14 protein-coding genes are annotated in these 18,812 nt (G+C 67.2%); 7 read left to right on the top strand and 7 right to left on the bottom strand.

Annotation, left to right across the window (positions count from 1 at the left end):
- Positions 1 to 92: 92 nt before the first annotated feature.
- Positions 93 to 470 carry a hypothetical protein gene (locus tag F0U63_RS16370; RefSeq protein WP_395846850.1) on the bottom strand — a complete coding sequence of 126 codons (378 nt, stop codon included), beginning with the start codon at positions 468 to 470 and terminating at the stop codon, positions 93 to 95.
- 169 nt (positions 471 to 639) lie between these two features.
- Positions 640 to 3,594 carry a choice-of-anchor D domain-containing protein gene (locus tag F0U63_RS16365; protein ID WP_395848375.1) on the bottom strand — a complete coding sequence of 985 codons (2,955 nt, stop codon included), beginning with the start codon at positions 3,592 to 3,594 and terminating at the stop codon, positions 640 to 642.
- Between the two features lie 335 nt (positions 3,595 to 3,929).
- On the opposite strand from F0U63_RS16365, the gene F0U63_RS16360 reads away from it, so the two are divergent.
- From F0U63_RS16360 to F0U63_RS16340, 5 genes are all read left to right on the top strand, one after another.
- Entirely contained in the window at positions 3,930 to 4,571 is a 642-nt protein-coding gene (locus tag F0U63_RS16360) for a CDP-alcohol phosphatidyltransferase family protein (protein WP_395846849.1), read from the top strand.
- Between the two features lie 172 nt (positions 4,572 to 4,743).
- Entirely contained in the window at positions 4,744 to 6,306 is a 1,563-nt protein-coding gene (locus F0U63_RS16355) for a sensor histidine kinase (protein ID WP_395846848.1), read from the top strand.
- A gap of 211 nt (positions 6,307 to 6,517) precedes the next feature.
- Complete coding sequence (locus F0U63_RS16350) at positions 6,518 to 6,787, top strand: hypothetical protein (protein ID WP_395846847.1); 270 nt, start codon at positions 6,518 to 6,520, stop codon at positions 6,785 to 6,787.
- 71 nt (positions 6,788 to 6,858) lie between these two features.
- Positions 6,859 to 8,112: a serine/threonine-protein kinase gene (locus F0U63_RS16345; RefSeq protein WP_395846846.1), complete on the top strand. Its 1,254-nt coding sequence runs from the start codon at positions 6,859 to 6,861 to the stop codon at positions 8,110 to 8,112.
- A gap of 47 nt (positions 8,113 to 8,159) precedes the next feature.
- Positions 8,160 to 10,409 (top strand): ATP-binding protein, encoded by a 2,250-nt coding sequence (locus tag F0U63_RS16340; protein ID WP_395846845.1) that lies wholly within the window; start codon positions 8,160 to 8,162, stop codon positions 10,407 to 10,409.
- On the opposite strand, the gene F0U63_RS16335 is transcribed toward F0U63_RS16340, so the two are convergent.
- Positions 10,406 to 10,756, bottom strand: a complete 351-nt coding sequence (locus F0U63_RS16335) for a PadR family transcriptional regulator (protein WP_395846844.1) — start codon at positions 10,754 to 10,756, stop codon at positions 10,406 to 10,408. The two genes, F0U63_RS16340 and F0U63_RS16335, sit on opposite strands and share 4 nt — an antisense overlap.
- Positions 10,757 to 10,808: 52 nt before the next feature.
- On the opposite strand from F0U63_RS16335, the gene F0U63_RS16330 reads away from it, so the two are divergent.
- Both F0U63_RS16330 and F0U63_RS16325 read left to right on the top strand, forming a co-directional pair.
- A complete protein-coding gene (locus F0U63_RS16330; RefSeq protein WP_395848374.1) occupies positions 10,809 to 11,378 on the top strand; it encodes a class I SAM-dependent methyltransferase in 570 nt (189 codons plus the stop codon).
- A 58-nt stretch (positions 11,379 to 11,436) separates the two neighbouring features.
- Positions 11,437 to 11,796 carry a hypothetical protein gene (locus tag F0U63_RS16325; RefSeq protein ID WP_395846843.1) on the top strand — a complete coding sequence of 120 codons (360 nt, stop codon included), beginning with the start codon at positions 11,437 to 11,439 and terminating at the stop codon, positions 11,794 to 11,796.
- A 166-nt stretch (positions 11,797 to 11,962) separates the two neighbouring features.
- On the opposite strand, the gene F0U63_RS16320 is transcribed toward F0U63_RS16325, so the two are convergent.
- The 4 genes from F0U63_RS16320 to F0U63_RS16305 all read right to left on the bottom strand — a co-directional run bounded on the left by F0U63_RS16320 (position 11,963) and on the right by F0U63_RS16305 (position 18,809).
- The gene (locus F0U63_RS16320; RefSeq protein ID WP_395846842.1) at positions 11,963 to 12,751 is read right to left on the bottom strand and encodes an HNH endonuclease; all 789 of its coding nucleotides are present in this window, start codon (positions 12,749 to 12,751) and stop codon (positions 11,963 to 11,965) included.
- Positions 12,752 to 12,818: 67 nt separating this feature from the next.
- Positions 12,819 to 13,541: a retron system putative HNH endonuclease gene (locus F0U63_RS16315; RefSeq protein ID WP_395848373.1), complete on the bottom strand. Its 723-nt coding sequence runs from the start codon at positions 13,539 to 13,541 to the stop codon at positions 12,819 to 12,821.
- A gap of 70 nt (positions 13,542 to 13,611) precedes the next feature.
- The gene (locus F0U63_RS16310) at positions 13,612 to 14,853 is read right to left on the bottom strand and encodes an AAA family ATPase (protein ID WP_395846841.1); all 1,242 of its coding nucleotides are present in this window, start codon (positions 14,851 to 14,853) and stop codon (positions 13,612 to 13,614) included.
- Entirely contained in the window at positions 14,850 to 18,809 is a 3,960-nt protein-coding gene (locus tag F0U63_RS16305; RefSeq protein WP_395846840.1) for an Eco57I restriction-modification methylase domain-containing protein, read from the bottom strand. Before F0U63_RS16305 ends, F0U63_RS16310 begins: the two co-directional genes overlap by 4 nt.
- Positions 18,810 to 18,812 lie beyond the last annotated feature (3 nt).

Raw genomic sequence — 18,812 nt, 5'->3', positions numbered from 1 at the left:
GACCCAGGGGCGCGAGGCGCCCGGACACAAAGGGACCCGAGCGTAAGCGGCCCGGCGCGGAGGGTCAAACCTCCTGTCACACTCTTCCCTGCCTACCCCCCACGGCGCACGGGCGAGCGGACCTGGCGGGTCTCTCGCATGAGCGCCTCCAGGTCGTCCAGGTGCCGCTGCAACACGGGCATGAGCAGGGGGGCGGCATCCACCCGATCGAAGAGATCCAACACCCGGTCCACCTTGTGCTCGATCTCCGCGGCCCGGGCGGGGCTGATGCGGCGCAACAGCAGATCCACGCCCGCCTCCATGAGCACGCGCGCCACCGCGTCCCGGGACGTCAGGGGCTCGTCCTGCCGCCGCTGCCCCCCGCCCTTGATGACGCGCAGACCGCCAGCGGGCGAGCGCACCGGGGACGGCGCGCGACGACCGGACGGCTGCCCGGAAGTGGAATTGTCGTCGTGCTGTCGGGTACTCACGGATGCCTCCTGCTGCCGAGATGCCCCCAGGGTACTCAGCATGGGTTACCCTCCAATTTTCCGGTCAACCGCACAGACCGATCTGGAGCTGTAGCATCCGGGCCCGACATGTCCGCCGGAGGCCGATCTTCCGGCTCCGGCGGTTCCCCCCACCCCGTCCCCCGCGTGCCTACTCGCACGCCCGGCGGTAATAGATCTCCACCTTCGCGCCCGCCGCGGGTGCCGCGGTGAACACGACACTGTTGGTGGCTCCGTCGTAGGACCACCCCTCGGTGACGCGCGTGCCGTTCACCGACACGGCGATGCTGCCCGGGTCTGGCTGCTCGCTGAGCGGGAAGCGGTCCTGCGGCGAGAACGCCTTGTTGGCCACCGAGCGCATCAGCGGCGAGTAGTCGGCCGAGCAGATGGAGAGCACCTCGCCGCCCGTGCGAGCCGCCGCCTCGGCGTAGCGCGTGCCGCCACCACCCGACGTGGGGCAGCCCTCGGCCGTGGGGGCGATCGCGTAGAGCGTCATGCGCTGCGGCTGGTTCTCGCCCTTGCGCGCCTGCAGGAAGCGCACGTAGGTGTCCACGCTGTCCGGCGAGTGGTCATCCTCGTCACCCACGAAGACGACCACCAGCGCCGCCTCGTCGCGCAGGAAGCCCTGGTTGCCGTCGTTGGGCTGCGGGGTGCGCACGTCGTCCGCGCTCGTCACCAGCGGAGGAGACAGCGCCCGCCGCACCGCCTCGAAGCCCTGCTCCACCGCGGCGCACTGGCCCACGTTCACGTTGTTCTTGAGCACCCCCGCCAGGTCCGGCGTCTGGCGGTTGAGGATGCGCGGCCCGCTGTTGTCCGCCGGGAAGAAGCGGCCCGCCTCCGCGCCCTGGACGCCGCCCGGGCAGGTGCCGGTGCCCCCCGGATCGATGCCCGTGGTGGTCACCGCGATGTTCAGGTCCACGCCCTTGGCCAGCGCCGCCTCGACGAAGGCGGGCATGGAGGCCACCAGCCGCGGCTGCTCCTCCACCATGGACGCGGTGTTGTCCACCACGAAGAGCACGTCCACCTTGGCGCCGTCCTGCTGGATGAACTGGTCCGTCTTGTCCAGGCGCTTGGAGGACTCGCCCACCAGCGGCACCAGCATCGGCGCGGGCAGGTCCGAGGACTCCACGAACAAGGGCGACAGGTTCAGCCCGAACACCTGGGCGAGGTACTCCACCGACACCGTGAAGGCGTCACCCGGCGCGAGCGTGAAGGGCGTGGGCGGGGGGTCGCGCAGCACGAACTCGCCATCCGTGGTGCCCGAGCCGATGCGCACGCCCGACACCGTCAGCGGCGCCTGGCATCCATTGATGTAGTTCACCTCGCGCGGCGCGGGCGAGCAGTCCGGGCGCGACACGCCGTAGTCCACGTAGCGCGGCGACACCACCAGGCACGTGTTCTGCGTGTGGCCCTTCAACGGGATGATGACCAGGGGGTTGGCCGGATCCCACTGCTCGATCTGCACCGAGCCCAGGAAGTCCCCGCCCGTCAGGGGCGCGGCGAAGGCGACCATGAAGCTGAACGAGTCCCCCGGGTACACGACGACGCCATCCAGGTCGCCACCGGGCAGGCTGAACACCCCGCCCCCGGTATCGCGCATGCGGATGTTCTTCACCGCGCACAGGTCTTCGCTCGGGTTGTCCACCTTCACGCCCAGCACGGCGCCGCGTCCGGGCTGCACCGTGCCGAAGTCCACGGCCAACGGGGTGTAGTCGACACGGCAGGGCCCATGCTGCTCACCCGCGCCCCGGAAGTTCAGGGTCGTCGTGTCGCCCGAGTACACATCCGTGCGCATCACCAGCCGGCTCGCCGCGGCGCCCTCGCGCGTGGGCTCGAAGAAGACCTTGAGGTTCACCTCCTCGCCGGGCCGCAACCGGTAGGGCAGCGTGACGGGCACCAGGTGCAGGCCGTTGTCCGCGCCCGCAGAGCCGTCCGTCGGCTCGAGCTCCAGTCCATGAATCGTCAGGGGCCCGCCATTGGCCGCGCCGCAGTTCTTCACGTTGATGATCCGCGCCGTCTTCGAGCCGAGCGGCTGGCGGCCGAAGTCATGGCTGAGCGGCGACACGCACAGCTCCGCCGCGCCGCCAAAGCCGCGCAGCGGCACGTCCGTGGTCGGATTGCGCCGGCTCTCCACGCGAAACGAGGCCAGGTTCTCGGCCGGGCCCATGTGTCCGGGGCTGTAGCGGAAGTCCCACGTGCGCACCTCCCCGGGCCCGAGCACCAGGGGCAGCGGCGGCGGCCCATGGGTGAAGGAGGCCTCCGTGCTCGTCAGCGTGAGCGAGGTGACCGTCATGGGCTCGGTGCTCAGGTTGTGCAGGCGCAGGGGCCGCACGCGCTCCTGATCCACCGGGATGGAGCCGAAGTCGAGCTCGGCCGGCTCGGCCACCACCGCCCGGTCCAACCCCTCGGCCGACACCTGCACCGCCACGTCCGCGCAGCCCTTGCAGGGCGACACCGCGAGCGCCACCTGCTTGTGGCCCGCCTTCGTCGGAGCGAAGGTGATGGGCAGCTCGCGCTCCTCGCTCGGCCCGAGGATGATCGGCTCCGCGACGAACTCGTCCTTCTGCGCCCCCAGCAGCTTGGGCGTCACCTCCACCGGGAGATCCGTCGGATTGGAGACGGTGAGCGCGAGCGTCTTGGTCGCCTCCACCTCGATGCGGCCGAAGTCCAGCTTGCGCGGCGTCACCCGCGCCCAGGCATCCACGCCCACGCCCTGCAGGGGCACGCGCACCACGGGATCCTTCAGCGCGTCCGAGCGCACCACGAGCGTGGCGGGCAGCGCCCCTTCCTGCTGGGGATTGAAGCGCACGCGCAGCACGCACTCGCTGCCCGGCACGAGCGCATGCGGCCCCTCGTGCGTGAACGCCACCTGCCAGGCACCCGCGGCCCCCTCCACCCAGGCCTCATCCACGTTGAGGCGGGCCCGTCCCACGTTGCGCAGGACGACTTCCACCTCGCGCCCGTCGAACATCGCGACCCGCTGCAAATCCACTCCCCCTGGTGTCGCCGTCAATCGACCATCGGCGCTGACGGGGCGATCCCTGTCCTCACACCCCGTCAGAACCACCAGCACCGCGAGGACCCACAGCCCCCAGCGCTTGCTCATCGCAGCCATGTCCCTTCCCCACCTGCACGCCCATCCACCGAGGAAACCCACACGCGTGAACCCTATGGAGTCACAGTGCGAAGCTAGGCACCCCCCCTGGGGTGGGCAACGTCCTTCCCACGACCTTGTCGATCACCCACATGATCCTCGTCCTTCCCCACGGGGATGCTGTTCGATACCCATCGTCAGACGTCGCCTTCTCCTCACCCCCGCGCCGGGGGGGAGCGTATCCATGAGACACAACGCCGCGCCGCGTCCGGGGAAAAACTCGGGAGAACGCCCCGAGATGCGCTAAGCCCAGGGGTGCACGCCCCGAGGGGCCGCGGAGGGATTGCATGCCGACGGAGTCGCAGCACAGACGAGAACCCCGCCACTTCTCGATGATCCGCACCTTCACCCCGGCGGACTTCGTCACCCTGGGCAACGCCTTCGCGGGCTCGGGCGCCATCCTGGCGCAGATGCAGTACCTGGCCACGCACCAGCCCTCCTGGTTGTGGCTGGCCTTCGGCCTGATGCCCCTGGCCTTCCTCTTCGATGCCCTGGACGGACGCATCGCGCGCTGGCGCTTCCAATCCTCCCCGCTGGGGGCGGACCTGGACTCGCTGGCGGACGTCATCTCCTTTGGCATGGCGCCCGCGGCGCTCGCCTTCGCCATGGGCCTGCGCGGAGGGCTGGACGTGCTGGTGCTCCTCTACTTCGTGGGCTGCGGCATCAGCCGGCTGGCGCGCTTCAACGCCACCGTGAGCACCCTCGCGGACGCCACGGGCAAGGTGAAGTACTTCGAGGGCACCCCCATCCCCACCAGCCTGGCGCTGGTGATGGTGCTCGCCTTCTTCTTCTGGCAGGGCCGCACCGGCGACGCCCTCCCCCTCGGCGTCTGGAGCCTGGGCGGCTACCAGCTCCACCCCCTGGTGCTGCTCTACTTCCTGAGCGGCAGCGCGATGATCAGCAAGACCCTGCGCATTCCCAAGTTCTGAGCCGCTCGCGCGCCGGGCGCCCCACCCCGGCCCGCCACATGCCTGGAGTGAATTCGGATTCACGTTCAGCCCTGTCCAGGCATCCCCACCCGAGCGGACAGGCGTGGACATCCGCCCCATGGATGCCTCCTGGAGCGAAGCCCCCCTCTGGACGCGTTAGCATGAGAGGACGATGAACAAAGCCGCGCCGGGTCGCCGATCAGAAACAGCCCCAGGTCGTCCCCGCTCGCGTACGCCCACCGCGCAGCAGGCGCTCGAGACGAGTCATCGTCTGCTCCAGGCCCTCAGCGCGGCCCACCTGGACTTCGCCCGGGGCGAGAACCTCCAACGGCTGTTCGACAGGCTGCTCAAGCTGCTGCTCGACCTCACCCAGAGCGAGTCCGGCTTCATCGCCGAGGTGCTCCACTCGCCGGGAGAGCCCGCCTCGCTGCGGCTTCACGCCCTCGCCCACCTGCCCTGGGCCCAGGCGGCGCACGAGCCAAAGGAGGGGCCTCTTCCCCTGGACCTGGGGCCAGGCGCTCTCTCCGAGCCCCTCTCCCTCCTGCTCACCACGGGGGAGCCGTTGCTGCTCAACACACAGCAGGAGGATCCACGGGGCGAGCACCTGCTGCTCCACCTCTTCCCGGCGAGGACGCTCCTGGCGCTGCCCTGCAAGTCGGGCGACGACGTGGTGGGCATGGTGGTCATCGCCAACGCCGCCGACGACTACGGTCCCGAGTTCATCGAGCACTTCCAACCCCTCGTCACCACCTGTTGCAGCCTCCTGCTGGGGTGGCGCGGAGAACAACGGCGGCACCGCGACGAGGCCCTGCTGCGGCGTCAGGAGGAGGAGCTGCAGAGCAACCGGGATCAGCTGGAGGCGCTGGTCAACCAGCGCACCGAGTCGCTGCTGTACACCACCGTGGCCCTGGAGGAGCGCCAGGCGCAGCTGCTGCACGCCGAGCGCATGGCCCTGCTCGGACAGCTCGTGGCCGGCATCGCCCACGAAATCAACAATCCGCTGGGCTACATCACGAGCAACCTGGCCACGCTCACCCAGTACCTCGCGGTCTTCACCGAGCTCATCGCCCGCTACCGCGAGCTCGCCGAGGCCGCGGGCCCCCACCTGGCGCCACCGCAGGTGGAGCTGCTCTCGCGCATCCGGGCCTACCAGGAGCAGGAGGATCTGGACTACCTGCTGGGCGACGTGAACGATCTGCTCCAGGACTCGCGCGAGGGAGCCAACCGCGTGGCGGACATCGTGCGCAGCCTGAAGGCCTTCGTGCGCGAGGACTCCGGACATCAGGAGCTGGTGGACGTGAACCGGGAGCTGGCCACCACGCTCAAGGTGGTGTGGAACCAGCTCAAGTACCGCAGCGAGGTGCGCTGCGACTACCAGCAGCCCATTCCCCCCATCCTCGGCCGCCCCGCCCAGCTCAACCAGGTGTTCACCCACCTGCTGCTCAATGCCGTCCAGGCCCTGCCCGGGCAGGGCATCATCGAGGTCTCCACGCGGCAAGAGGGAGACGAGGTGCTCGTGCGCATCTCCGACACGGGCCATGGGATGACCCCCGAGGTGCTCGCCAAGGCCTTCACCCCCTTCTTCACCACCAAGGCGCCCGGCAAGGGCGCGGGGCTGGGGCTGTCCATCAGCGCCGACATCATCGCGCGCCACATGGGCCGCATCGAGGCGCAAAGCCAGCCCGGCCGCGGCAGCACCTTCACCGTCCGCCTCCCCGTCGCCCGGGACGTCTGAGCCCCGGGTCTTCAGCGTGGGCGGGTCCTCCTTTTCCGGGCACTGACTGACATCTACCTCCCAATGGGAGACCTCTTCCCCTGGCATCCCACATGGTGCGTGAGAAAAATGAAGCGAGAGCACAACCCGAAATGACTTCCAGGCGATAATCTGTCGACGCCCGCACCACCCCCGAGGACCCGAGGCGCGCATGTGGATTGAAACCATCGTCATGCCCCGAGAAGAGACCGTGTGTGAGCGCCCCGCCCCCCAGCGGGACCGGAGCGCGGCCCACGCGGCGGCATGTGCCGAGGGCTCCCAGTTCAGGGACAGCGTGCTGCGCTACCTCCACACCCATCAATTGATGGACGCGGTGAAGTGGGTGAGCGAAGCGGGCAGCATTCCCCTGGTGACGCTGCACTGCACCTCGCTGGTGCTGGAGCACCTGCAGAAGGAGCCGAGCTTCGAGGCGGGACGCTCCCTCATGTTCCCCGCCTTCTAGGCCGCCTGGCAGGCAGCCCCTGAAGCAGGCGGCCGGGCATGAAGGTCGGGCTTCTGCTATTCAGAAGAAACATGACGGATACGCTCCTGTACGCTCCAGATGGCGCCGTGGATGCCACGCTGATCTCACCGGGCTCGTCGTCCGGGAACGCACTCAGGAGCGCATCGCCCGCCACCCCTCCGCGCACCCCCTCGCTGCGCACCACGGTGCTCCCCCATGTGGAATGGCGGGACGCGCAACCCCACGTGCGGCCCCAGGAGCGCGAGCGCTTCGAGGAGCTCAGCGAGCTGGGTCAGGGCGGCATGGGCGAGGTGATCCTCCTCAAGGATCACGACATCAAGCGCACGGTGGCGCTCAAACGCCTGCCGGAGGCGGCCGAGCCTGGCCACGTGCTGCGCTTCGTGGAGGAGATCCGCACCGTCGGGCAGCTGGATCATCCGAACATCGTTCCGGTGCACGACGTCGGCGTCGATGCGAAGGGCCGCTACTACTTCCTGATGAAGCACCTGCAGGGCGAGACGCTCGAGGCCATCATCGAGAAGCTGCGCGAGGGAGACGCCGCCACACACGAGCGCTTCACCCATCCCGTCCGGCTGCAGATCTTCCTCGGCGTGCTCAACGCCCTGGCGTACGCGCACCGCAAGGGCTTCATCCACCGCGACCTCAAGCCCGCCAACATCATGGTGGGGCCCTTTGGCGAGGTCACCGTGCTGGACTGGGGCCTGGCCCGGCGCCTCCAGCCCGCTTCCGCGACGAGCCCCGCCTCGCCCGAGTCCCCGGCCCCGGGCCCCGAGACGGACATCGCGCGGCGCACACAACAGGGCTCCATCATGGGCACCCCGCTCTACATGTCGCCCGAGCAGGCGCGGGGCCAGCACGACGCGGTCGACATCCGCAGCGACACCTACAGCCTGTGTGTCCTGTTTCACGAGTTCCTCTTCCTGCGCCACTACCTGCACGACCGGAAGTCGGTGGCCGAGGTGCTCGAGGGTGTCCAGAACCAGCGCCCCTCCCTGTTCACGCACAGCGCCCACCAGCCCCAGCAGACCCCCGTCCCCGCGGAATTCATCTGGTTCATCCACAAGGGGCTCGCCAAGGATCCGGTCGAGCGTTACCAGTCCGTCGAGGAGATGATCCAGGAGTTGCGTGGGCTCATGGAGGGACGAATCCACGTGAAGTGCGTGCGCACCTTCACCAAGCGAGGGCTCCACGAGACCCTGCGCAAGGTGGAAACCCACCCCGGCATCGTCCTGGCCGTGGCTGGACTGGTCGCGACCCTGGTATGGGCGGGCCTGTTCCATTTCCTCGCCCTGCTGTTGGGCTGATACACACCCGACGGGTTCTCTCTCTTTCCGCTCCAAGGTCCCGCGCCATGCCTTCCCTTTCCCCAGACCCCACTTCGGGCTCCCGGGACCGGTCCGGTCTGCCGCCGGACCCCCCCCAGCCCCCCGACGAGTTGCTGCGCGCCAGCCACCAGTTGTTGCGCAAGATCGTGGAGATCCAATCCGCCCTCATCCGCGGCGGCAACCCCTGCGAGGCGCTGCGACGGCTGCTCGCCGAGGTGATGGATGCCACGGGCAGCACCTCCGGGTGTCTCGTCGAGACGCTGTCGGCCACGGACGGCGCGCGGGGGACGCGCTGCCTCGCGAGTCTTCCCGCGGACGCGCGGAGCGATGAGGAGCCCAACCAGGAGACGCGAGAATTGCGCGCGCGCGTGGAGGCCCTCTGCGCCTCCACCGAGCCCCTGCCGGCCGAGAGCACGGGCACGCGGTGTGTCCTGCCCCTGGAGGTGGAGGGACTCCGGGTGGGGGCGGTGGGCCTCGCCGGCCGGCCGGGTGGCTACGAGGCCAGGCTCACCGACTTCCTCCAGCCCTTCCTCGTCGCCTGCGGCGCCCTGCTGATGGGAGAGCGTCACGAGCAGCGGCGGAGCGAGGCCGAGAAAGCGCTGCGCCAGCGGCAACAGGAGAGCGCGGAGAACCTGCGCCTGGTGATGGACAACATGGAGGATGGCGTCTGGGTGTTGGACCTGGACACCTACGAGATTTTCGCCAACCACCGGTGGCTGGGCATGCTGGGCTATGCCCGGGGTGAGCTGGAGCCGACCCTCCAGACCTGGCTGAACCTGTGCCATCCCGAAGACGCGGCCCGCTACACCGAGGCGCTCGCGAAGCGGCAGAGGCAAGACCTCAACGCCATGGAGTGGGAGCAGCGCCTGCGGCACCGGGATGGCGGGTGGCGCTGGGTGATGACCCGCGTCACCGTGGTGGCGCGGGACGCGCAGGGGCGTACCTCGCGGCTGGTGGGCACCAACGTGGACATCACCGTGCGCAAGCATGGCGAGGAGCGCCTGCGCGCCCTGGTGGACATGCTGCCGGATCTCGTCTTCCGCATCGACGCGGATGGCACCTACCGGGACCATTACATCACCCACCAGACGGATCTCGCCGTCCCCATCGATCGCATCATCGGCATGAACCTCCGCCAGTTGCCCGTGGCGCCCGCGTACATCGACAAGATCTTCCAGCACCTGGGCCGCGCCATCCGTGAAGGCACCGCGGAGGTCGTCGAGTACCCGATGGAGCGCACCCAGGGCCGCATGTTCTACGAGATGCGGCTGATGCGCAGCGCCCCGGACGAGGTCGTGGCCATCGTGCGCAACATCACCGAGCGCAAGCAGACCGAGGAGCGCCTGCGCCAGCAGGAGGAGGAGCTGCGGCGCCACCGCGACAGCCTGGAGGAGCTGGTGCGCAACCGCAGCGAGAAGCTCCTGCGCGCCACCCTGGAGCTCGAGGAGCAGCAGGCCCAGCTCATCCAGACGGAGAAGATGGCCTCGCTCGGGCAGATGGCCGCGGGCGTCGCGCACGAAATCAACAACCCGGTGAGCTACGTGATGAGCAACCTGGGGACGCTCGACCAGTACGTCTCCGCGCTCCGGCCCCTGCTGGCCGCCCAGCGCGAGCTGCTCTCCGCCCACGAGGCCGCGCCCACCGCCCCGGTCGCCCCCGAGCTGATCGAACACATGCGCGAGCTGTGGGAGCAGGGGGACGTGGACTACCTGCTCGAGGACATGCCCGAGCTCGTCGAGGAGTCGCTGGCGGGCACGCGGCGCATCAAGGAGATCGTCCAGAGCCTGCGCTCGTTCGCGCGCGAGGACTCGGGCGAGCCGCAACTGGTGGACGTGAACGAGGAGCTGGCCTCCACGCTGAAGATCGTGTGGAACGAGCTCAAGTACAAATGCGAGGTGAAGCGGGACTTCGGTCCGCTGCCGCCCGTGAGCTGCCATCCCACGCAGATCTCCCAGGTGTTCACCAACCTGCTCGTCAACGCGGCGCAGGCCATCGAGACGCGGGGGGAGATCCGCATCCGCACGCGGCAGGAGGGGGGCGAGGTGGTGGTGGAGATCGCCGACACGGGCAAGGGCATGAGCGCGGAGACGCTCTCCAAGCTCTTCACGCCCTTCTTCACCACGAAGCCGCGAGGACAGGGCACGGGCCTGGGGCTGTCGGTGAGCTACGGCATCATCACGCGCCACCAGGGCCGCATCGACGTGCAGAGCGAGCCGGGCAAGGGCAGCACCTTCGTCATCCGGCTGCCCGCCGCGCGCGCCGAGGCCAACGGCTAACGCGGGGCGGTCGCGGGCGACTGGACGAGCACGCGCGTGACGAGCCGCACCAGGCGCCGGAAGTCCTCCATCTGCGCGAGCAGCTGCTCGCGGCCCTCGGAGGTGAGGGAGTAGAAGCGGACGCGGCGGTTGAGCTCCGAGACGCCCCACTCCGAGGAGACCCACTCCTTGCGCTCCAGGCGGTGGAGCGCCGGGTACAGTGAGCCTTCCTCCACCACGAGCGCGCCCTCGGTCACCTGCTCGAGCCAGCGCACCACGGCGGCGCCGTGCCGGGGACCCAGGCTCAAGGTTTTCAGGATGAGGAGATCCAGCGTCCCCTGAAGCAGCTCCACTTCCGTCGTCGGCATGTTTCGCGCGCGCCTCCTGCCCGCGCGGCTAGCATGCAACGCCGTGAGCGCGATGGGCACCCTCCTCTACCTGCTCGTGTTGGCCCTGCTGCTGGGGGCCATGCTGTCCATCGTCCTCTACTCGCTGCGCATCGGCATCACCCCCATGCCCACCACGGGGAAGGTGCGCCGGGAGATGCTCTCGCTCCTCCCCGAGACCCAGGAGGGTACGCTGCTGGAACTGGGCTCGGGCTGGGGGAACCTGGCCTTCGCGCTCGCGGAGCACTGCCCCCGGGCGAGCGTGGTGGCCTACGAGTGGTCTCCCCTGCCGTATGCATTCGCGCGCCTGCGCCAGCGCCTCGCGCCCCGGCCCAACCTGCGCTTCGTGTGGGGGGACTTCTTCCAGGCCTCCTTCACGGGGGCCTCGGCGGTCGTCTGCTACGTGCACCGCGAGGCCATGCGCCGCCTGGCGACGAAGCTGAGGGAAGAACTCGCCCCCGGAGCCCTCATCGTCAGCAATACCTTCGCGCTGCGCGGCTGGACGCCCTCGCGCACCCTGGTGGTCCCGGACCTGTACCGCACCCACGTCTACCTCTACGAGGTGCCGGCGAGGACGGAGCCGGACGATTCCGGGGGGATTTAACCTCCCGGCGGCTCGGGGGTTTCAAGGGACAGAAACCCGCCGTCGAGGAGTCCGCACCATGCGCACGAAGCTCACCCTGTCCGCCGCCGTTGCCTCGCTGTTGTTCGCCGCTCCCGTGTTCGCCGCCGAGACCCCGACCGCCGCCGCCCAGGAGTGCCGGGGCGAGCGGAAGCACCATGGCTTCAAGCGCATGGAGCACCGGTTCGACCGCGCCGTCGAAGAGGGCCGCCTCACGCGGGAGCAGGCCGACCAGTTCGCCGCCGAGGCAAAGCAGTTGCGCGAGGAGGCGCGCGCGCAGCGCGAGGCCAATGGAGGCCAGCTCACCGCGGAGCAGAAGGAGCAGTTCAAGCAGCGCCGGCAGGCGTTCCGCCAGAAGGTGCACGCGGCCATGAAGGCCCCCGCCGCCCAGGGGGCTTGAGCCGGGAGGCATTTGGGAACGGCGCGCGAGGAACGCGCCCTCCTAGAGTTCGGGCCTGGGCCCCAGCTTGAGGAGGAAGGTGTCCGTTCCCGTGGGCGAGTGGGGGCCCATTCCGAAGTCTTGCGTGCGCGAAGGAACTGGGGCGCGCCCATGGACGTCTGGATCTTCACCTCGGCGGGACGTCATCTCGCCCGAACACCTTGGCACGGTGCCACGCCAGGTAGCGGCGATGTCCGTTCTTGAGCTTGTCTACCCGGAGGGGCTCGACCAGCCCAAGAACGCGCCTCGCCTCAACGGGTAGCGTGTTCGCGACAATCACGTCACCACCGTCGGAGACGGTGATGAGCCCCCCGTCGAATGCGGCGTCCAAATGCGGTGCAAGCAACAGCCCATTGAAGATGTCCAGCCGCTCGGCATCTGACTCGCAGTCGGCCCACGGCTTGATGTGGCTTGCGCGAAGCAACTCCGTCACAGCCAACCCTGTTACCGCACACCGCCCATCCCAATAGTCGATGAGGCCCTCGCGGAATACATCCTGGCCCACGCGCTGAACCACCCACCGCTCGGCTTCGGTCGTTCGCGGCAACGAAGCCACCTTGGCCTCGAACAGGTGCAGCAACTCGTCGGGGAGCGACTTCGACAGCTGGAACGCGCGCCGTACGAGACCATGAAGGGAAGGAATGTCCAGCACGCTCCGCCCGGCCACGGCACATTCGGGCAGAGGTGACACGACTGGCGTGCCGAAGTCCTCCAGCGCCGCAGCCACGTGCGCCTGCGAGAAGGCCACGACAAAGAGCGTCTCGTCGGCGAAGTGCGTGAGCCAGATCTTCAGCGGCGCCTGGGTGCTGGCGTACCCAAGCCAGAGGCCCAAACGCGGCAGCTCGACGTCGAAGCCATTATCGACCGCCGTCTTCTCCAGACGGATGAGGGTCGCTGGAGACAGGGTTGTCCTCATGAAACAAGGCCTTTCAGCGCCACCGTTACTGCCTCGCTGGGGACGCGTGCTTCTTGGCTCGGAGGAGTCACCGTCCGGTGCCTCGGTTCTTTCCGAGCAACCGATGCAGGTACGCCACACGGACACTGATGAAACAGCGGTACCTGCTCTCTGCGAGCAGGCTCTGCGCACTGGCCCGCCTCTCGGCATCCGTCGCAGTCCTCCCCCTGAAGGCTCTGGCCAGCCGCTCCCGCTCAACGTCGATGACTGCCCGCCGCGCCTCGGCCAGGGAATAACTGTTCAGGTTCAGGAAAGACGTACGCGTCTGCCCTTCATCCTCCTGGTCCGCAAGGGCCAATTCCAGAGCCTTCCTTCGCGCCTCGTCGAGCGGCGCATCTGCACGCACGTAGGCTATGCCGTCACTCGTGAAGCCGATCCACTCCTCGTAGTTGGCGTCCGATGGCCAGGGCAGGTCCTTCTTCGCGTCCTCGTCCTTGTCCTCGTCGCGCCAGACTAGCCGCTGGTCGGCCTTGGATCCGTCACAGGTGTCTTTGGATGCACACGACAAGTACAGATTCTTCCAGTGGAGCGCCAAGCTGGGGCTGCGACTCACCGGCCGCCAGTGCTCGATGCGGTGGGGCTCCCCGCCATCCTTAAGTTCCCGCTCGCAGTAGATGCAAAGATGCCGCTGCTCCGCGGAGAGCACTTCACGCAGCTTTTCCTTGTCGAGACTATCGAACTGCGCGCGGGCATGCTTGGACGGGGAGGTGGCCGTGCGCAGTGAAGTCCGGAGCCGCATCTCCGCCTCCACCAAGCTGTAGGGTTCCTGTTGCTCCGGTGCCACGTTGCCGGGTGGCCGAGTCTTTACAACCCTCCGCATCTCAAACCTCCTCGTCCAGCAATCTTGCCGCGCGGATCAGCGCCGGGTCCATGGTTCCCCATCGCCCTTGGAGCGCGGCGAGCTGCTGCCGCGCCTCTTCGAGCCGCCCTTCATCAATGGCGGCATGGAGCTCTTGAAGCGGGTTGCGCCCCTGCTCGTCGCGATCATCCGTGCCAAACCAATCGCGGAGGATGGCGTTGCTGTCCCGCCCTTCGACGAAGACCGTGCTCTCCTGCACGGTCCAGTTCGCCAGTCGGCGGACCTGTTGATTCTCCGCGCTGCTGAGCACCTGCGGCGAGTGGGTGGTGACGATGAATTGCAACTTGGGAAACGCCGCCCTCAATCCCTTGAGCACCACGCGCTGCCACCGCGGGTGCAGGTGCAGGTCGATCTCATCGATCAGCACCACTCCTTCGGCGAGCAAGGGAGCCTGTGCGCCGTCCTGACTGTTGAGAATGACCGCTCGGCGCGCGATGTCGCCGACGAGGCCGATGAACACGTGGAAGCCGTCGGACAGTTCGGACCACGTGGCTTCGTGTCCTTTTTGGAAGCGAACCATGGGGAGCCGGATGGCTGGGTCGAACCAGATATCGGCGATATCACGGCTAGCCCGCTTGACGGCATTGAGCACGGCGAGGTCAAGCCGTCGCTCCGGTTCTTCTCTTCTGAGCCGGCTCAGATCGCCCAGGACTTCGCTCTCGAGCCACTCCACGAGGGGGCCATCTGTCGCGGATGGGTCCAGGCAGCCCGCGTATCCATCCCAGCGGTCCTGGAACGCACGTGCTTTGCTCCGAGGCTTGTGCGTGCCGGAGAGCCTGCCAGTGCCGTAATACCCGATGATGGGCCACCGCTCTCCCGGGCGCCGAACATGCTCGATAGCATCATGGGCGTCTCGGGTCCTTACCGTGCGGCGACCAGATGTGGGCGAGGCTGTGACACTCCACTCCACGGTCGGGCGGTCGCCGATTGTGGCTGTACACGATACGGTGCACGGACCCACAGGTTCACGGCGGTCACTACTGACGCGAACCCGCCTCGCATCCCGCTCCGCATCCAGGGAGAGTTCCTTGGAGTGCCTCGGTTGGAGGAGCGCCACAGCCATGGCGAGTCCAGTCAGCAGCGCCGTCTTGCCACCACCATTCTCGGCGAAAATGACGGTGGTGTCTGGTTCGAAGGCCACGTTGAGAGCCTCGAAGCAGCGGAAGTTCTCCAAACGGAGCCGCTCGATGTGCAGCAGATTCATGATGCCTTCAAGTCGCTGAAAAGTGCGGAGCGGTAGGGCTTCTGGGTTCGGATCGCCTCGCTCATCGCGTCATGGAGTTCCAAGATGATGCGCTTGGTGCGGTACTCTCCGTGCTCTTTCTCATCATGCCGTTGAACGATTGGAAAGGTGTCAAGCACGTATGCGGTATCGTCACGAGACAGACCGTAGATGTGAAAGAATGCGGCATCGAGTTCAGCGCGGAGAAGAACTCGACGAGAAGGTTCCCAGCGGAACGGTGGGCATTCATAGCCAAGATCCTCGGCGAAAGGTGCCAGATCCCAGGCCGTGTACGTGAGTTCAAGAACGCGCGGCAGAAGCCAACTGAGTAAAGAACTGCTCGAATCCCAAGGCGCTTGTGTAACGTAGATAGAAGGGGGTAGGACTGGGAGTTGCTTGAGAATGAAATAAGTCAACGATGTGCCGCCCAGCTTCTGGCGAGCGGCGTAGTCGAGGACGAGACTGCACAAATTGGCGTACAGCGCGGCGATCAAATTAGGAGCACGGTCAGCGAGCAGCAAAGGGAACTTGTGTCCCACCGCAACTCGCGGAATTAGCGAGGCAATGACGGTTCGCTCGTCAAAGCTTCGGCAAATATCTCGCCAGCCAAGCAGCCAGCCGTGCTCCCACCGACCCTCCAGCATGCTGTCGACCTCGCCATTATCAACCCAGTATCGGGCCGTCGGGAAGTATGTAGGGTCTTGAAGTTTTTGAATGGGCACATCCGGCAGACTCGTACTCTCACTGTCGGCTGGTTTGTCCGCGTAGTCCCCGAAACGGTGGTCGAAGTGGTGGACCATCTTCGCCTCTATAAGCGGGAGCATCGCTCGTTTGTCGAGCAGGTATTTGCCTCCTTCTCGCTTCCAACCTGCCGATTCCAGCTCAGCCCGAGTGCGGAAAAGGCCGGAGTCGTTTGCCATATGAAACATGGCTACGAATCGCAGTCCCCATGGATTGCCATCCGGATCGTTCTCCCTCCAGAGGATACCGGCGCGACGGTAGATCGCGAGGTTCAAGTCGGCATCACGACGTGAGCGGAACGTTGGGCAGGTTTTCGTATTGGGGTTGAGCGTTGCGAAGTCTGCGGGCGAAAGAGAGAAGTGACGCGCTGGATCCGCGAGTTCATCCATGCTGCGGGCGAAGAACAGCAGGTCGGCCGGTGCCTGCCCTGGGCCTAGGATCAACAGGCAGAACTTGAATCGGGCATGGCCAATCTCACCGAAAAGACCTGGGCCACTCTGGAAGTCATAGAGTGCACGCAGTTCACTGGTGCCGACCAATGCTCCAAAGTAGTCCTTGGTCGTATCGTCCGTGGCGATGCCCGTCGGCACGATGAATCCGGCCCGCCCCCTGGGGCCCAGTACAGCTCGGTTGTGCTCTGCGAAGAGCGCATAGGTGTTCACATCGCCCCTGCCGCACAGGGGATACCTTCCGGACTGCCGAACGAAATGACTCTGCCCCTCAGCCTGGCGGCTCGCGGCACTCCATTTCTCCCACAACGCAGGGTCCTTGACGGGTAGCGCTGCAATGAGCCTTTTGCGAGCAGCCGCATTAGGCGCGTTCGCTATCTCATCGTGCCTCGACGCGAAGAACTCCTGCTCCTGGAGCTTCACCCGCTCCCATGGAGGATTGCCCAACACTACGTCGAAGCCGCCTTTGGCGAACACCTGCGGAAACGCGAGGTGCCAGTGGAGGAAGTCGTACTGGGCCGCGAGCCTATCGGTCGTCTCCTTGGTGAGTTCGGGGGGCTGTCCCTGCCCATCGCGAATCTGCCGCCACACGTCGTTGGTGGGAGCAGCATCTGCCATGGCCCCCGGCGTCTTCGGCCACACAAAGGCTGCGCACCACGCATCCGCGACGAAGCGCTGGTGACGGTATTCGGGGGAGGTGAGGATAGCCTCCCACTTCGATTCCTTACGCTCCAGCGAGCCAACATCGGCATCGGACGTGCTCTCAAGCTCCGCGATGGCACGCGAGACTGCGGCCGACTCGCTGTCGCTGGGCGTTGACCATGAAGTGTCGAAGCTCCTCTGCCCCTCCGCCGCTTTCTTGTTCCGCTTCTTCAGGGCGCTCGCCGTCTTCTTATCGTCGCCCTCAATGCACTCCCACGCGTTGTCGGGAATGCCCTTCGCCATCAGTTCGGGCGTAGTGCCGAGCAGCGCGTTGCCATGCTGGATGTGCGAGTTGAGGAAGCCGAGCGGCAGCCCGGGTTCCACCGCCTCCATCCACAAGCTCACCTTGCACAACTCGACCGCCATGGGGTTCAAATCCACGCCGTAGATGCAGCGGCCGACCACCTGCCGCAGCGCGTGGCGGTACTCGGCTGCTGAGGGCGTGCCCTGCGCCTGGAGCTGCGCGACGTGCGCCGCCAACTTGCGCGCTGCCGCCAGGAGGAAGTGCCCCGAACCGCACGCCGGATCCACGATGGAGAGCTTCAACAGCGCTTCCACCGGGTGACTGGGGTTCGCCGCCAGCGTCTGATTGATGACCGGCTCGAGCGCTCTGTCAAGCAGCACCTGCACGAGGCTATCCGGCGTGTAGTAGCTGCCGGTCGTCTTGCGCGCGTTCCCCTTCGTCTCGCCGCCAGTAGCGAACTCAAAAGCGCGGCCCCCTTGCGAAATGCGCGGCACCAGTTCGAGCAGGCTCTCGTAGACACTGCCCAACTCTTCCGGCCCCATGTCGCGCCAGTTCACGCGCGAGAGGCCGGACGGCTCACGCAGCCACGAGAGCTTGAACACCGCCGACAGGAGCGCGCTGTTCTGGAGCTTCGCCGAATCCAGATGCGGACACTGGCTGCTCGCGAAGATTCCCGACAGCGCTGGGAGTGCCAGCCGCGGCTCGCCGACAGCCACGCCGTGAAAGACGAGCTTGAGCGCCTGCCAGAGATCTGAGTGGCGATCGTGCGCGCTTCGCCGCACCGCGCGCTCGCGAAGGCGCTTAAGGCTATAGCCCTCCTCGTAGAGCCGCCTGGCGGCATCGGAGGCGCCTTCCGGGTGCAAGAAGCCGCGCTCTTCCACCGCGAGGAGGAAGATCAGCCGGTAGATCAACCGCAACAGCTCGTTAAAGTAGCCGGTGGTGGTAAGATAATTGCTCCGGAGTGCCTCGCGCAGTTCGTCGTTCTCGGGATGGGCGAGAAAGCCGTTGCCCAACTCCGCTAGCGCGGCCTCGACTCCGTCGCGGAGCTTCCCGCGTGCAACAGTACCTTGCTCGCGGGCGGCCTCGCGCCACGCCTCCAGCGCACACTGCGTAGTCGGCTGTTCGGCGCGGCCGAAGCGCGACTCGTGAGCGATGAGCCACAGCGCCGCGAAGTCCGCGTAGCGCTCCTCGAGGAAGATGCGCTCAAGGCTCACCTCGATCCACGCCGGGCGGGTGAGGCTCGCATTGTCGCGCAGGATCCGCAGGGTGAGCCCGTCCGAAGTCAGGCCCCAGAGCGCGTTCGGCTCGGCGTTGAGGAATTCCTGCGCGAGACCGAAGGCGCTACGGCGACGCCCGCCATCGCCGAAGTTGACCGAGAGCGCATCGAGCCCGCTCGCCGCCGAGGCAATAACCACGGGCACCCTCCTACCCAGAGCCGCGAAGCCGATGGGATAGGTGCGCCCCTCCAACGGCACAGGAGGCGCGGTGCTCAGGGTCGTGAAGCCGAAAGCCTCTCGCAGGAGGGCCTGCACGAAGCGTTCGGATAGCGCTTGGGGTTCGCCGCCGTTGGCCCGACCGATCTTGAAGTCGGCCCAGTGAGCCTGGGCGATGCGCCAGTAGCGACCAATTTCGTCGCGGAGGTTGAGGCCCCTGGGGACGCGGTAGTCCGCCTCCGATTGGTGGCCCGCAGCGAGCTGGGCCGCGCGCGTCAGCCAATCCGGCGAGAGCAACCCGCCTTCGATGGAAATTGCCTCGAACGCGAGCCGGGCTTCCCGGGTCTGAGGTCTGGAACGAAGAGCCATGGC

The organism is Cystobacter fuscus (assembly GCF_044360685.1).
GTDB lineage: Bacteria > Myxococcota > Myxococcia > Myxococcales > Myxococcaceae > Cystobacter > Cystobacter fuscus_C.
The sequence above is the reverse complement of the archived record's forward strand: the minus strand, read 5'-3'. Positions and strand labels throughout refer to the sequence as shown.